Below are 14,629 nucleotides of genomic sequence, written 5' to 3' on the forward strand. Positions count from 1 at the left end.
GCGCATGCGCGGCCTGGCAGCGGCGTCCTTTTCCGTTTCCGCGCGTGTGCAATCCGGCGCCTGCGCTGCGTCAACCTCCCGCTATCTCTGTCATCTCGGCCATGCCGGCAACGGCGACGCCATGCTGGCGTATCACCTGATGGATTTCTCCCGCTACTTTTTCGACCAAAGCAATATTCGCCACTGATCCTTCCGACAGCCATCCGATACAGACAGCATTCTTGGCGCCTTGACGACCAGACGCCATAAGGAAAAAGGAAAGAACATGAGCGACACCAAGACATTCACACGCCGCAGCCAGGCATGGTTCGGCCGGCAAGACCGCGATGGATTCATCTACCGTTCCTGGGTGAAGAACCGCGGCATTCCGCACGATCAATTTGATGGCCGTCCGGTCATCGGCATCTGCAATACCTACTCTGAACTGACACCCTGCAATTCGCACTTCCGCGCGCTGGCCGAACAGGTCAAGATCGGCATCTGGGAAGCCGGCGGTTTCCCGCTGGAGTTCCCGGTAATGTCGCTCGGCGAAACGCTGATGCGTCCGACTGCGATGCTGTTCCGCAATCTCGCCAGCATGGACGTCGAAGAATCCATCCGCGCCAATCCGCTCGACGGCGTGGTGCTGCTGATGGGTTGCGACAAGACCACGCCTGCGCTGCTGATGGGCGCGTCGTCGGTTGACCTGCCGACCATCGGCATCTCCGGCGGCCCGATGCTGTCCGGCAAATACCGTGGCGGCGAACTTGGTTCCGGCACCGGCGTATGGCAGATGTCGGAAGAAGTGCGTGCCGGCCAGATGTCGCAGGAAGAATTCTTCGAAGCCGAAAGCTGCATGCACCGTTCGCACGGCCACTGCATGACCATGGGCACGGCCTCGACCATGGCCAGCATGGTGGAAGCGCTGGGCATGAGCCTGCCGGGGAACGCGGCGATTCCGGCCGTTGATGCGCGCCGCAACGTGCTGGCGCGCAACTCCGGTCGCCGTATCGTCGAGATGGTCAAGGAAGACCTGATCATGTCCAGAATCCTGACCAAGGCCGCATTCGAAAACGCCATCCGCGTCAACGCCGGCATCGGCGGCTCGACCAACGCCGTGATCCACTTGCTGGCGATCGCCGGCCGCATCGGCGTCGACCTCAAGCTGGAAGAGTGGGACAAGATCGGCCAGAAGCTGCCGTGCCTGGTCAACCTGCAACCGTCGGGCAAATACCTGATGGAAGATTTCTACTACGCCGGCGGCCTGCCCTCGGTGATCCGCGAGCTTGAGAGCGTCATCGACAAGAGCGCCCTGTCGGCCAACGGCCAGACCTTGTGGGACAACTGCAAGGACGCGCCGAACTGGAACCGCGACGTCATCCACGCCTTCGACACGCCGTTCAAGGCGGCCGCCGGCATCGCCATCCTGCACGGCAACCTGTGCCCGGACGGCGCGGTGATCAAGCCATCGGCCGCGACGCCGGCCTTGCTGAAACACACCGGCCGCGCCGTGGTGTTCGAGAACAGCGACGACCTGCACAAGCGCATCGACGACGAGAATCTGGACGTCGACGAGAACTGCGTGCTGGTGCTCAAGAATTGCGGTCCCAAGGGTTATCCCGGCATGGGCGAAGCGGGCAACATGCCGCTGCCGCCGAAGGTGCTGCGCAAAGGCATTACCGACATGGTGCGCGTGTCCGATGCGCGCATGAGCGGCACCGCTTATGGCACCGTGGTCTTGCACGTGACGCCGGAAGCCGCCGCCGGCGGTCCGCTGGCGCTGGTGCAGGACGGCGACCTGGTCGAGCTCGACGTCGACGCGCGCAAGCTGCACCTGCATGTCAGCGACGAAGAACTGGCACGCCGCCGGGCCTTGTGGCAAGCGCCGAAAGCACCTGCGGATCGTGGCTGGGTCAAGCTTTACGTCGATCATGTGCAACAAGCCAATCTTGGCGCCGACCTCGATTTCCTGGTCGGCAAGAGCGGCTCCGGCATTCCGAAGGATAACCACTGACGGCACTGGCAAGAATCTGAATTGATTTTTCAACAAACAAGCCGGCGGAAGTATCAGGCGCACTCCCCTTAAGGGAGCGATGACCGAAAACATGAACTTCCGCCTGTTTTGACTGCGACATATGGAGACATGAAGCAATGAAAGTATTGATTACCGATTACGATTTCCCCGACGTCGACCTGGAGCTTGCGCTCTACAAGGAAGCCGGCGTGGAAGTGGTGACCGCGCAATGCCGCACGGAAGAGGAGGTCATCGCTGCCTCCGCAGGCTGCCAGGGCCTCTTGGTGCAATACGCACCGGTGAACGCCAAGGTCTTTGCGGCCCGCCCTGAAATCCGCATCGCCAGCCGCTACGGCGCCGGCTTCGACACCATCAATACCGACGACGCTGCCAAACACGGCGTCTGGGTCGGCAATTCGCCCGACTACGGCGTCGGCGAAGTCTCCACGCATGCACTGGCGATGGCGCTCGACCTGATCCGCAACATCACCGGCTACGACCGCGACGTCAAGTCGGGCCAATGGCATTACACCACTGCCGGCAAGATCCAGCGCTGTTCCGAAATGACCATCGGCATCGTCGGTCTCGGCCGCATCGGCAAGCGCATGGCGCATATCAGCCGCAACCTGTTCAAGCGCGTGATCGCTTACGATCCGCACATCATCGACGGCGACTTCCCGGCCTATGTGGAACGCGTCGGCAAGGAAGAATTGTTCAGGCAGGCGCATGTGGTGTCGTTGCATACGCCGCTCAACGACGAGACCCGCGGCATGATCGATTCGTCGGTGTTGAAACTGATGCAACAGGACAGCTTCCTGGTCAATTCGGCACGCGGCGGACTGGTCAATATCGATGACTTGCTGAAGGCGCTCGACACCAATCTGAAGGGCGCCGGACTGGACGTCCTGCCGGTCGAACCACCGGAGACAAGTTCCGCTATTGTCCAGCACAAACGTGTGCTATTGTCGCCGCACGCCGCCTTCTATTCCGAAGTCGCCGCCAGGGAACTGCGTCGCAAGGCAGCGCAGAACCTGATCGACTGGGACCGCAATGGACGCCCGTCGTATGTGGTGGTGGAAGGCCGGAAGAAGTAAAACAAAAAGCAGAGACAACAATACTAACGAGCACCGACTGCGTCCGCAACCGTAACGGCAACAACAGCAGACGCAGCACGGCATCTCACAGCAATCCGTAGCAGAGCAGCAGCCCGGGCAACGCAGAGAGGTACGAAGAACGACGATGTAACTATGTCCACTGTCATGGCGTTACCGACGTAGCGATAGTGGCTGTCATTTTGTATCTCTCAGTACCGCCGAAAACCAATAAAAACCAAGCGGCGCAGTATCAGAATTAAATGTGCGTAGCCCTCCAAGAAAGGGTTTATCGCAGACACAAAAACGAGGATATAGACGAGGAGCAAGGCATGGCATCAGTACAGATTCGCGGCATCAAGAAGCAATTCGGCAGCACCCAGGTTATCCGCGGTGTCGACATCGACATCGCCGACGGCGAGTTCGCAGTTCTCGTCGGCCCTTCAGGCTGCGGCAAGTCGACCCTGTTGCGCATGCTGGCAGGCCTCGAGGAAATCACCGAAGGCGAGATCTCCATCGGCGGCACCGTCGTCAACAACGTCCAGCCCAAGGACCGCGACATCGCCATGGTGTTCCAGAACTACGCCTTGTATCCGCACATGACGGTCAACGACAACATGGCGTTCTCGCTGATGCTGGCCAAGAAGGACAAGTCATTCATCCAGCAGCAGGTCAAGAAGGCCGCCGAAATCCTCGGCCTGACCACGCTGCTGGAACGTTATCCGCGCCAGCTCTCTGGCGGCCAGCGCCAGCGTGTGGCGATGGGCCGCGCGATCGTGCGCGATCCGCAGGTGTTCCTGTTCGATGAACCGCTGTCCAACCTCGACGCCAAGCTGCGCGTGCAGATGCGCACCGAGATCAAGGAACTGCACCAGCGCCTGAAGACCACTTCGGTCTACGTCACCCACGATCAGATCGAGGCGATGACCATGGCCGACCAGATCGTCGTCATGCGCGACGGCCTGGTGGAACAGCGCGGCCGTCCGCTCGAACTGTACGACCGCCCTGCCAACATCTTCGTGGCCGGCTTCATCGGCTCGCCGGCGATGAACTTCATCCCCGCCACCTTGCGTCGCAATGCCGACAAGGCTGAAGTCGAATTCGCCGACGGCACGCGCCTCCCTGCACCATATGCGCATCGCGGCCTGGACGGCGTCGACGGCCAGCGCGTAGTCTACGGCGTGCGTCCCGAGCATCTGAGCATCGGTCCGGCCGGCAGCGGCATGAACACCAAGGTCGTCGTGGTCGAACCGACCGGCGCCGATACCGAAGTGTATGCACGCTTCAGCGACACCAGCCTGACATCGATCTTCCGCGAACGTCACGACTTCTCGGCCGGCGACACCATCACGCTGGTGCCGGAACACGGCAGCACCCATTTGTTCGACGCCGATAGCGGCAAGACATTGGCGCGCGACTGAGGATGTTGATCGTCGTTATTCGCAATACTTTTAACAAAGCAGTCCCTGTAGTACAGCAAGTAAAAATAAAAAGCCTTAAAACCTGGGCCCATTCACTTTCATCAGAAGAGAAGGAGTAGGAGACATGACTAAGCTGACCAGACGTAATTTCCTGGCCGCCAGCGCATCCGTCGCTGCGGCATCGACAGTAGCCACCACCAATGCATTCGCCGCACCAGCCGCGCCTGCCGCCACCGGCGCCGGCCTGAAGTTCGACATCGAAAAAGGCGCCACGCTGCGCGTGCTGCGCTGGAAGCGTTTCGTCCAGGGCGATGAAGACTTGTGGAATGCAAACGTGAAGAAATTCACCGAAAAGACCGGCGTCGCCGTGCGCACCGACAGCGAAGGCTGGGAAGACCTGCGTCCGAAGGCAGCGGTTGCCGCCAACGTCGGTTCCGGCCCGGACATCGTGATGAGCTGGTTCGATGATCCGCAACAATATCCGACCAAGCTGATCGACCTGACCGACCTGGCGACATCGCTGGGCAGCCGCCTCGGCGGCTGGTACGACGTCTGCCGCAAATACGGCACCAAGGACGGTAAATGGATCGCGCTGCCGGTCGGCGTGGTCGGCAATGCGCTGGTGTATCGCGAAAGCCAGTTGAAGGCAGCCGGCTTCGACGCCGTGCCGAAGGATACCGCCGGTTTCCTGAAGATGTGCCAGGCCCTCAAAGCCAAAAACACACCGGTCGGTTTCGCACTCGGCAAAGCCGTCGGTGACGCCAATAACTGGGCGCACTGGCTGTTGTGGTCGCATGGCGGCAAGCTGGTCGACAAGAAAGGCGCGGTCGCCATCAATTCGCCGGAAACCCGCGCTGCGCTGGAATACGCCAAGCAGCTGTATGCGACCTTCATCCCGGGCACACTGTCCTGGCAAGATCCGTCGAACAACAAGGCTTACCTGGACGGCCAGATCAGCATGACGGCCAACGGCATTTCGGTGTACTACGCGGCCAAGAATTCGACCGATCCGAAGTTGCAGGAAATGGCGAAAGACACGCAACACGCCCACTTCCCCGTCGGCCCTGCCGGCAAGCCGACTGAACTGATGCAGATCACGCAGATGATGATCTTCAAGCACACCAAGTTCCCGAATGCGGCGAAGGCGTTCGTGCAGTTCATGTTCGAACCTGAGCAATACAATCCATGGATGGAAGCATCCATCGGCTACGTCAGCCAATCGCTCAAGGCCTACGAAAAGAACGCCATCTGGACGTCGGATCCGAAGGCCACCGTGTATCGCGACTCGGCTGCACTGATGATCGACCACGGCCACGAAGGTCCGCTGGGCCAGGCGTCTGCCGCCTGCATGGCCGACTACGTGGTGGTCGACATGGTGGCGGAAGCGGCCAGCGGTTCGAAGACCGTGCAGCAAGCAATCGACCGCGCTGCCGATCGGGCCAAACGCTTCTACAAAGCGTAAAAACCTGCTCTACCCTGCTTCGGCTTCCTGACATTCATGAGCCCGGAGCAGGCGAAGCAAGGAGCAAAACATGCGTTCGCACCGGCAGCCGCCGTGCGGACGCAGTCATCACGCTTACCGAGGTCTGCTTATGTTATCCCGACTGCTGAACAACCGTAATGTGCTGGGCATGCTGTTCATGGCGCCTGCCGTATTACTGCTTGTCGTGTTTCTTACTTACCCGCTCGGACTGGGAATCTGGCTTGGCTTCACCGATACAAAAATCGGTGGCGAAGGCAGCTTCATCGGACTGGACAACTATTCCTACCTGCTGGGCGATTCGCTGGCGCAGCTATCGCTGTTCAACACGCTGTTCTACACCATCACCGCCAGCATCCTGAAGTTCGTGCTCGGCTTGTGGCTGGCGATCCTGCTCAACAAGAACCTGCCGCTCAAATCCTTTTTCCGCGCCATCGTGCTGCTGCCATGGATCGTCCCGACCGCCTTGTCGGCGCTGGCGTTCTGGTGGATGTACGATTCGCAGTTCTCGGTGATCAGCTGGGCACTCGTGAAGATGGGCCTGATCGATCACTACATCGATTTCCTCGGCGAACCCTGGCTGGCGCGGATTTCCACCGTGGTCGCCAACGTCTGGCGCGGCATTCCGTTCGTGGCGATCTCGCTGCTGGCCGGCTTGCAGACCATCTCGCCTTCGCTGTATGAAGCGGCGGCGATCGACGGCGCCAAGCCATGGCAGCAATTCCGCTATGTCACGCTGCCGTTGCTGACGCCGATCATCGCGGTGGTGATGACGTTCTCGGTGCTGTTCACCTTCACCGACTTCCAGTTGATCTATGTGCTCACACGCGGCGGTCCGTTGAATGCAACGCATCTCATGGCGACGCTGTCGTTCCAACGCGCCATCCCTGGCGGTTCGCTGGGTGAAGGCGCCGCGCTGGCAACCTACATGATTCCTTTCCTGCTCGCAGCCATCATGTTTTCGTACTTCGGCCTGCAACGTCGCGGCTGGCAACAAGGAGGTGACAAATGAGCAAGAAGTCAAAAGACCTGCAGCAGGAAACGCAAGGCATGGATTTCCTGCAATCGGTGCCGCGCCGCTGGATCACGACGTATATCCCGCTGGGCATCTTCGTGTTCGTGCTGCTTTTCCCGTTCTACTGGATGGTGATCACGGCCTTCAAACCCGACAACGAATTGCTGCGTCAGACCGGCAATCCGTTCTGGGTGGTGGCGCCGACGCTGGCCCACTTCAAGAAGCTGCTGTTTGAAACCCAGTATCCGGCGTGGCTGCTGAACACGGTCATCGTGTCGGTGGTGTCGACCTTCGCCTCGCTGGCGGCCAGCGTGTTCGCGGCGTATGCCATCGAACGCCTGCGCTTCCAGGGTTCCAAGCAAGTCGGCCTGGGCATCTTCCTGGCGTACCTGATTCCGCCATCGATCCTGTTCATCCCGCTGGCGGCAATCGTGTTCAAGCTGGGCCTGTTCGATACGCGCTGGGCGCTGATCCTGACGTATCCGACCTTCCTGATTCCGTTCTGCACCTGGCTGCTGATGGGCTACTTCCGCTCGATTCCGTATGAGCTGGAAGAATGCGCACTGATCGACGGCGCCACGCGTTGGGAAATCCTGATCAAGATCATCCTGCCGCTGGCGGTCCCTGGTCTGATTTCGGCCGGCATCTTCGCCTTCACGCTGTCGTGGAACGAGTTCATCTACGCGCTGACCTTCATCTCTTCCTCGGAAGTGAAGACGGTGCCGGTGGGGATCGTGACCGAGCTGGTCGATGGCGACGTGTATCACTGGGGCGCGCTGATGGCGGGCGCACTGCTGGGGTCGTTGCCGGTGGCGGTGGTGTATTCCTTCTTCGTGGAATATTACGTATCGGGCATGACCGGAGCGGTGAAAGAGTAATTCTTCTCGCTCAAGGAAAACGGCCGGCGTCTTGCGATGCCGGCCGTTTTTTATTGTCCGCCCTGAATCGGATCAGGCGAGCTTTTCAGCGAAGAAGTTCTTCAACGCGACCGATGCGCGCTCAGCCGTTTTCTGGTGATAGAAAAAGCCCGGATTCTTGGCATCCGGATCGGTGAATGAATGGCCGGCCTGGCCATAGTTGACCAGTTGCCAATCCAGGTTGGCGGCGCTGACCTCATCGATGAAGGCGTTGACCTGATCGCGCGGCACCGACGGATCCTGCACGCCGTGCAGCACCAGGACGGCGCCCTTGATGTTTTCTGCATCTTTCGGATTTGGCGTGTCGAGCGCGCCATGCACCGAAACGAACGCCTGCAAGGCAGCGCCCGAGCGCGCCAGTTCCAGCGCGGCGGTGCCGCCGAAGCAGAAGCCGCTGGCGCCGAGCTTGCCGTTCAGCTTGACCTTGTCCTGGCCTTTGAATGCGTCGAGCACCGCATTCATGCGCTTGCGCAGTTCGGCACGCTCCTTCTTCAGCGGGACGATGGCGGCGACGCCTTCATCGGGCGTGGTCGGACGTACGGTCTTGCCGTAGACGTCGCCGACCAGGATTGCCTGATGCAGGCCCAGGCCGATGATGGTCGCGGTGACTTCCAGCGCCTTCTGGCTGATGCCGAAATAGTTGGGAATGGAAATCACGCCGGCCACCGGCACTGTGTTCTTGTTATTGAACAGCAGCACGTTTTCATACTCGACGCCGTCCAGTACATGGCTGATCAGTTCGATGCCGAGATCGGCTGCCGGGATGCCGAATTTTGCGGCGATGGGGGCGGGATCAAAATGGTGACTCATTCACTTCTCCTGAGTTGCAGATGGGGAAAGCCGGATGGGGCCGCCCCCCTGTCTGAGATGCAGCGTGCATCTTGCGGGAGACGGTCTCACACGGCTTTCTGGCGAAAGCCGCTATCTTTGCACAGCCGCCGAAACTTTGCTGGCGCGGGGCTCGTCGCGGGGCGACGACGGCCGCGTATTTTTCTGCTATTCATGTCCAAATTTGGGTTGTATGATTAACCACTGTTCCAGAGCCTGCCGGGGGGCGCCATGGCGCCGGGACGCAATGAATATTCTATTTATAAAGGGGACGATGATGTCGGAAGCAAAACAATACCGTTTGGTAACACGCAGCGACTTTGATGGTTTGGTATGTGCAGTGCTGCTCAGGCATCTGAACATGATCGATGAAATCCTGTTCGTGCATCCCAAGGACATGCAGGACGGAAAAATCGCCATCAGCGACAACGACATCACCACCAACCTTCCCTTCGTGCCCGGCGTGCACATTGCGTTCGATCACCATTTGTCCGAAACCATCCGCCACACGGGTGAACGCAAGAACCACGTGATCCACCCTGACGCGCCATCGGCTGCGCGCGTGGTTTATGACTATTACGGCGGCGAGAAAGCCTTCCCGGCATCGTGGGGCGACATGATGGCGGCGGTCGACAAGGGCGATGCCGCGCGCTTCAACGAACAGGAAGTGCTCAATCCGGAAGGCTGGGATCTGCTCAACTTCCTGATGGATGCGCGCAGCGGCCTGGGCCGCTTCCGCGACTTCCGCATCTCCAATTACAACCTGATGATGGATCTGATCGAGCTGTGCAAAACGCATACGATCGAAGAAATCATGGCGACGCCGGACGTCAAGGAGCGCCGCGAGCTGTATTTCGAGCACGCCGACAAGTGCAAGGAACAGATCCGCCGCTGCGCCACCGTGCACAAAAATCTGGTAGTGCTGGACTTGCGCAACGAAGAGGTGATTTTTGCCGGGAATCGCTTCATTATCTACGCACTGTTTCCACAAACAAATATTTCCATCCACGTCTTGTGGGGTCTGAAGAACCAGAACACCGTCTTCGCCACCGGCAAATCCATCCTCAACCGCACTTCCAAGACCAACATCGGCGCGTTGATGCTGGAATACGGCGGCGGCGGACATGAGAACGCCGGTACTTGCCAGATTGAAAACGATCGCGCCGAAGAAGTACTCAAGACGCTGATCTCCCGCATCAACGCCGACGGCTAAATCGTCCCGCAGGAAAGACAGGGCGCTTGCCGCATCCGTATCGGCCTCGCGAGCGCCCTTTCAGCAAAATCCCCCCGATGGTCTCGAAATAAGTCAAAATCCCCTCTTGACTTAGAGTGCGCTCCAACTTCTAGACTGCTTCACATGACCACTTCCCTGACCATACAACAAGCTGCCGCAAAGACCGGTTTGTCGGTGCACACCCTGCGCTATTACGAAAGGATCGGCCTGCTCGATCCGATCGCGCGCCAGGACAATACGCATCGCCTGTACCGCGAAGAAGATCTGCTCTGGATTGGATTCTTGCTCAAGCTGCGTTCGACCGGTCTGCCGATCCGCGACATGCTGCGCTACGCAGAACTGCGTCGCGCCGGCAATACGGCGGAAAGTGTGTCTGCACGGAAGGCATTGCTGCAACAGCATGCCCGCACCGTGGAAGAGACGATCGCCGAACTGCAAAGCAACCTGTCCATCCTGCATATGAAGGTCAAGATGTATGAGGACATGGAGGCCGCGCTGCCACCGGTCGTCGTCACTCACCAGCAATCTATCGAGGACGCTTCCAATGACCACAGCAACAAACCCAACGAACGCAACAACTCAACAAGCAAAACCGGCAACGCAAGTCGGCACTCGCAAGCTCGGCGCTGACGGCCCGACCGTCTCGTCCATCGGCCTCGGCTGCATGGGCATGAGCGATTTCTATTCGAATCGCGACGATGCCGAATCCATCGCTACCATCCATCGCGCGCTGGAGCTCGGCATCTGCTTTCTCGATACGGCCGACATGTATGGTCCGCATATCAATGAAGAACTGATCGCCAAGGCCATCAAAGGCAAGCGCGATCAGGTATTCATTGCGACCAAATTCGGCATCGTGCGCGATCCGGCCAATCCGGCGGCGCGCGGCGTCAACGGTAAACCCGATTACATCCGCACTTCGGTCGAAGGCAGCCTGAAACGCCTGGGCGTTGAGACCATCGACCTGTATTACCAGCATCGCATCGATCAGAGCACGCCGATCGAAGAGACCGTGGGCGCGCTGGCCGATCTGGTCAAGGCCGGCAAGATCCGTCACATCGGTTTGTCGGAAGCATCGTCGCAGACGCTGGAGCGCGCCAGCAAGGTTCACAAGATCACCGCGCTGCAAAGCGAATACTCGCTCTGGACACGCGATCCGGAGCAAGGCGTGCTGGCAACGTGCAACAAGCTCGGCATCGGTTTTGTGCCGTACAGCCCGCTGGGACGCGGCTTCCTGACCGGCGCCATTACTCGTCCGGACCAGTTCGAAGCAGACGATTACCGTCGCCACAATCCGCGCTTTCAGGGTGAAAACTTTGCGAAGAACCTGCTGCTGGTGGAGAAGGTGAAAGAGCTGGCAACCCGCTATGAATGCTCACCGTCGCAACTGGCGTTGGCTTGGGTGCTGGCGCAAGGCGACCATATCGTGCCGATTCCCGGCACCAAGCGCCGCACCTATCTCGAAGAAAACAGCGGCGCGCTGGCAGTCACGCTGACGGCGTCGCACCTGGAAGAACTGAACCGGCTGTTCCCTGTCGATGCCGCCGCCGGACCGCGTTATACAGAGGAAGGCATGCGCATTATCAACGGCTGATGCCGATCAGCTCGCTCTGAACTGAATAGCGCAGGCAATCAAAAACGGCTGGCATCTCGCGATGTCAGCCGTTTTTCTTTTGCCTCTGCCGAGGCTGGAAGTGATTCCGGATTACTTCTTGCGCATCGGCGGCAAGTCGGTGCAAACGCCCTTGTAGACTTCCGCCGCCATGCCGATCGATTCGCCCAGCGTCGGGTGAGGATGGATGGTCTTGCCGATGTCGACGGCATCAGCACCCATTTCGATCGCCAGTGCGATTTCACCAATCATGTCGCCGGCGTGCGTGCCGACGATGCCCCCGCCGACGATGCGATGGGTCTCAGCGTCGAACAGCAGTTTGGTGAAACCTTCCGAGCGGCCGTTGGCAACGGCGCGACCGGATGCGGCCCACGGGAAGTGGCCCTTCTCCAGCTTGATGCCCTTGGCCTTGGCTTCGTCTTCGGTGATGCCGACCCATGCCACTTCCGGATCGGTGTAAGCCACCGAAGGAATGACACTGGCGTCGAAGTGGCTCTTCTCGCCGGCTGCGGCTTCGGCGGCAACGTGCGCTTCGTGCACGGCCTTGTGCGCCAGCATCGGCTGGCCGACCAGATCGCCGATGGCGAAGATGTGCGGCACGTTGGTGCGCATCTGGCTGTCGACTGGAATGAAACCGCGATCGGTGACGGTCACGCCGGCCTTGTCGGCGGCGATCTTCTTGCCGTTCGGGCTACGGCCGACGGCCACCAGCACAAGGTCATACACTTGCGGTTCCGGCGCCTTGGCGCCGGCTTCGGCGGCTTCGAAGGTGACCTTGATGCCTTCCTTCAATGCTTCCACGCCGACCGTCCTGGTCTTCAGCATGACATTGTCGAAACGCTTTTCGTTGAACTTCTGCCAAACTTTAACCATGTCGCGATCCGCGCCTTGCATCAGGCCGTCCATCATTTCGACGACGTCGATGCGTGCGCCCAGCGTGGAATACACGGTGGCCATTTCCAGGCCGATGATGCCGCCGCCGATGACCAGCATGCGCTTCGGCACCTGACGCAGTTCCAGCGCGCCGGTCGAGTCGACGATGCGTGGATCCTGCGGTACGAACGGCAGGTTCACCACCGACGAACCGGCGGCGATGATGGCTTGCTTGAACTTGACGGTCTTCTTGCTGCCGTCGGCTGCGGTCACTTCGATGTGATTGGCGCCGACGAACTGGCCGACCCCTTGCACGACGTTGACCTTGCGCGCCTTGGCCATGCCGGCCAGACCGCCGGTCATGGTGCCGATGACTTTTTCCTTGTAGGCGCGCAGCTTGTCGATGTCGATTTCCGGCTTGGCGAAGGTCACGCCATGCGAGGCCATCGCGGCTGTCTCATCGATGACGGCTGCAACGTGCAGCAGCGCCTTGGATGGAATGCAACCGACGTTCAGGCACACGCCGCCGAGAGTCGAATAGCGCTCGACCAGCACGGTGTTCATGCCCAGGTCGGCGGCGCGGAACGCAGCGGAATAGCCGCCGGGACCGGCGCCGAGGACCATCATGTCGCATTCGATGTCGGCCGAACCGCCGAAGCTGGCTGCGACCGGAGCAGGTGCTGCAGCTGCGGGGGCAGCAGCCGGTGCAGGCGCTACCGCAGCAGGTGCAGGGGCGGCTGCAGGCGCAGTTGCCGGAGCAGCAGGTGCAGCCGCCGCATCACCGCTGGCTTCCACCAGCAACAGCACGGAACCTTCGGCAACCTTGTCGCCTACCTTGACTTTCAATTCTTTCACCACGCCAGCCGTGCTGGACGGGATTTCCATGCTGGCCTTGTCGGACTCGACGGTGATCAGCGATTGCTCGACCTTGATCGTGTCGCCAACCTTGACCAGTAATTCGATTACTTCCACTTCCTTGAAATCGCCGATATCGGGGACTTTGACTTCGCTCAGACTCATGTCTTTACTCCGTAAATTCTGTTGTTCGCTTGTTTGCGCTGCGCTGTCTCATTCACGAATGGATGCGCGACGCCGCTTTGTTTGTGCCTGAAGCTAAAGCACCGCACTGATTCTCATCAGCGCGGCGCAGCGGCAACAATTACAGCAGCGACTTGCGCAAATCGCCCAGCACTTCGGCCAGATAGGCCGAGAAGCGCGCACCCATCGCGCCGTCGACCACGCGGTGGTCATAGGACAGCGAAGTCGGCAGCATCAGGCGCGGCGCGAATTGCTTGCCGTCCCAGACCGGTTTGATGATCGACTTGGACAAGCCCAGGATCGCCACTTCAGGTGCATTGATGATCGGCGTGAAGGCCGTGCCGCCAATGCCGCCCAACGACGAAATGGTGAAGGTCGCGCCTTGCATGTCGGCAGGCTTCAGCTTGCCGTCGCGCGCTTGCGCCGACAGCTCGCCCATTTCGGTGGCGATCTGGCCGATGGTCTTCTGATCGGCATTCTTGATCACGGGCACCACCAGGCCGTTCGGCGTGTCGGCGGCGAAGCCGATGTTGTAGTACTGCTTCAGGATCAGGTTTTCGCCCTTGGCATCCAGCGAGGAGTTGAACGCCGGGAATTTCTTCAGCGCCGAGACGCTGGCCTTGATCACGAACGCCAGCATGGTCAGCTTGACCGGCGACTTGGCCTTGGCGTAGGCATCGTTGGAAGTCTTGCGGAATTCTTCCAGCTCGGTCACGTCGGCTTCGTCGAATTGCGTGACGTGCGGGATCATGACCCAGTTGCGATGCAAGTTCGGACCGCTGATCTTCTTGATGCGCGACAGCGGCAACAGTTCGGTCGTACCGAACTTGCTGAAGTCGAGCGATGGCCAAGGCAACAGATCCAGACCAACGCCGCTGCCGTTCTTGGCCGGAGCGGAAGCCGCCGTACCAGCGCCGGCCAGCGCCGCCTTGACGAACTTCTGGATGTCTTCCTGCAAGATGCGGTTCTTCGGGCCGGTGCCGACCACGCGGGTCAGATCGACGCCGAGTTCGCGGCCGTACTTGCGCACCGATGGCGACGCATGCGACTTGTTGACGGAGCTCGGCGTGACGGCAGCGACCGCCATGGCAGGAGCAGCGGCCGGCGCCGATACAGGAGCTGCAGGC

Annotated in this window: 13 protein-coding genes; 10 read left to right on the plus strand and 3 right to left on the minus strand. The window is 60.0% G+C overall.

The genetic code is table 11. The annotated features are described in order from the left end of the window. The 7 genes from HLUSI_RS29680 to HLUSI_RS0119545 all read left to right on the plus strand — a co-directional run. Positions 1-187 (plus strand): hypothetical protein (locus HLUSI_RS29680; protein ID WP_040503696.1); only part of this gene is annotated, 187 nt, incomplete at its 5' end. Between the two features lie 78 nt (positions 188-265). Then, positions 266-1,993, plus strand: coding sequence for an IlvD/Edd family dehydratase (locus HLUSI_RS0119520; protein WP_016835549.1), 1,728 nt, complete (start codon positions 266-268; stop codon positions 1,991-1,993). Positions 1,994-2,130: 137 nt separating this feature from the next. Next, positions 2,131-3,087 carry a C-terminal binding protein gene (locus HLUSI_RS0119525; protein ID WP_016835550.1) on the plus strand — a complete coding sequence of 319 codons (957 nt, stop codon included), beginning with the start codon at positions 2,131-2,133 and terminating at the stop codon, positions 3,085-3,087. 329 nt (positions 3,088-3,416) lie between these two features. Continuing rightward, the gene (locus tag HLUSI_RS0119530) at positions 3,417-4,505 is read left to right on the plus strand and encodes an ABC transporter ATP-binding protein (protein ID WP_016835551.1); all 1,089 of its coding nucleotides are present in this window, start codon (positions 3,417-3,419) and stop codon (positions 4,503-4,505) included. A 124-nt stretch (positions 4,506-4,629) separates the two neighbouring features. Beyond that, positions 4,630-5,967: an ABC transporter substrate-binding protein gene (locus HLUSI_RS0119535; protein WP_016835552.1), complete on the plus strand. Its 1,338-nt coding sequence runs from the start codon at positions 4,630-4,632 to the stop codon at positions 5,965-5,967. Positions 5,968-6,097: 130 nt separating this feature from the next. Continuing rightward, the gene (locus HLUSI_RS0119540) at positions 6,098-6,997 is read left to right on the plus strand and encodes a carbohydrate ABC transporter permease (RefSeq protein ID WP_016835553.1); all 900 of its coding nucleotides are present in this window, start codon (positions 6,098-6,100) and stop codon (positions 6,995-6,997) included. Further along, complete coding sequence (locus tag HLUSI_RS0119545) at positions 6,994-7,878, plus strand: carbohydrate ABC transporter permease (RefSeq protein ID WP_016835554.1); 885 nt, start codon at positions 6,994-6,996, stop codon at positions 7,876-7,878. The genes HLUSI_RS0119540 and HLUSI_RS0119545 overlap by 4 nt, the downstream gene beginning before the upstream one ends. 72 nt (positions 7,879-7,950) lie before the next feature. Here the strand turns inward: HLUSI_RS0119545 and HLUSI_RS0119550 are convergent, their stop codons facing one another. After that, complete coding sequence (locus HLUSI_RS0119550) at positions 7,951-8,727, minus strand: dienelactone hydrolase family protein (protein WP_016835555.1); 777 nt, start codon at positions 8,725-8,727, stop codon at positions 7,951-7,953. A gap of 295 nt (positions 8,728-9,022) precedes the next feature. Between HLUSI_RS0119550 and HLUSI_RS0119555 the strand changes: the two genes are divergently transcribed. From HLUSI_RS0119555 to HLUSI_RS0119565, 3 genes are all read left to right on the plus strand, one after another. After that, positions 9,023-9,958: an exopolyphosphatase gene (locus tag HLUSI_RS0119555; protein ID WP_029363790.1), complete on the plus strand. Its 936-nt coding sequence runs from the start codon at positions 9,023-9,025 to the stop codon at positions 9,956-9,958. Positions 9,959-10,102: 144 nt separating this feature from the next. Continuing rightward, positions 10,103-10,609, plus strand: a complete 507-nt coding sequence (locus tag HLUSI_RS0119560) for a MerR family transcriptional regulator (protein ID WP_016835557.1) — start codon at positions 10,103-10,105, stop codon at positions 10,607-10,609. Continuing rightward, positions 10,524-11,573, plus strand: coding sequence for an aldo/keto reductase (locus HLUSI_RS0119565; RefSeq protein ID WP_157137925.1), 1,050 nt, complete (start codon positions 10,524-10,526; stop codon positions 11,571-11,573). The genes HLUSI_RS0119560 and HLUSI_RS0119565 overlap by 86 nt, the downstream gene beginning before the upstream one ends. Before the next feature lie 111 nt (positions 11,574-11,684). On the opposite strand, the gene lpdA is transcribed toward HLUSI_RS0119565, so the two are convergent. Together lpdA and HLUSI_RS0119575 are read right to left on the minus strand one after the other, a co-directional pair. After that, a complete protein-coding gene (gene lpdA / locus HLUSI_RS0119570; RefSeq protein ID WP_016835559.1) occupies positions 11,685-13,484 on the minus strand; it encodes a dihydrolipoyl dehydrogenase in 1,800 nt (599 codons plus the stop codon). Between the two features lie 139 nt (positions 13,485-13,623). Continuing rightward, the coding region (locus HLUSI_RS0119575; protein ID WP_029363791.1) for a 2-oxo acid dehydrogenase subunit E2 at positions 13,624-14,629 on the minus strand (1,006 nt) is incomplete at its 5' end.

It is taken from the genome of Herbaspirillum lusitanum P6-12, from assembly GCF_000256565.1.
Lineage (GTDB): Bacteria > Pseudomonadota > Gammaproteobacteria > Burkholderiales > Burkholderiaceae_D > Herbaspirillum > Herbaspirillum lusitanum.

Coding starts and splice junctions, on each gene's coding strand:
- HLUSI_RS0119565 (WP_157137925.1), top strand. CDS start 10,524: ATGACCACAGCAACAAACCCAACGAACGCAACAACTCAACAAGCAAAA.
- HLUSI_RS0119540 (WP_016835553.1), top strand. CDS start 6,098: ATGTTATCCCGACTGCTGAACAACCGTAATGTGCTGGGCATGCTGTTC.
- HLUSI_RS0119520 (WP_016835549.1), top strand. CDS start 266: ATGAGCGACACCAAGACATTCACACGCCGCAGCCAGGCATGGTTCGGC.
- HLUSI_RS0119560 (WP_016835557.1), top strand. CDS start 10,103: ATGACCACTTCCCTGACCATACAACAAGCTGCCGCAAAGACCGGTTTG.
- HLUSI_RS0119550 (WP_016835555.1), bottom strand. CDS start 8,727: ATGAGTCACCATTTTGATCCCGCCCCCATCGCCGCAAAATTCGGCATC.
- HLUSI_RS0119545 (WP_016835554.1), top strand. CDS start 6,994: ATGAGCAAGAAGTCAAAAGACCTGCAGCAGGAAACGCAAGGCATGGAT.
- lpdA (WP_016835559.1), bottom strand. CDS start 13,484: ATGAGTCTGAGCGAAGTCAAAGTCCCCGATATCGGCGATTTCAAGGAA.
- HLUSI_RS0119525 (WP_016835550.1), top strand. CDS start 2,131: ATGAAAGTATTGATTACCGATTACGATTTCCCCGACGTCGACCTGGAG.
- HLUSI_RS0119535 (WP_016835552.1), top strand. CDS start 4,630: ATGACTAAGCTGACCAGACGTAATTTCCTGGCCGCCAGCGCATCCGTC.
- HLUSI_RS0119555 (WP_029363790.1), top strand. CDS start 9,023: ATGTCGGAAGCAAAACAATACCGTTTGGTAACACGCAGCGACTTTGAT.
- HLUSI_RS0119530 (WP_016835551.1), top strand. CDS start 3,417: ATGGCATCAGTACAGATTCGCGGCATCAAGAAGCAATTCGGCAGCACC.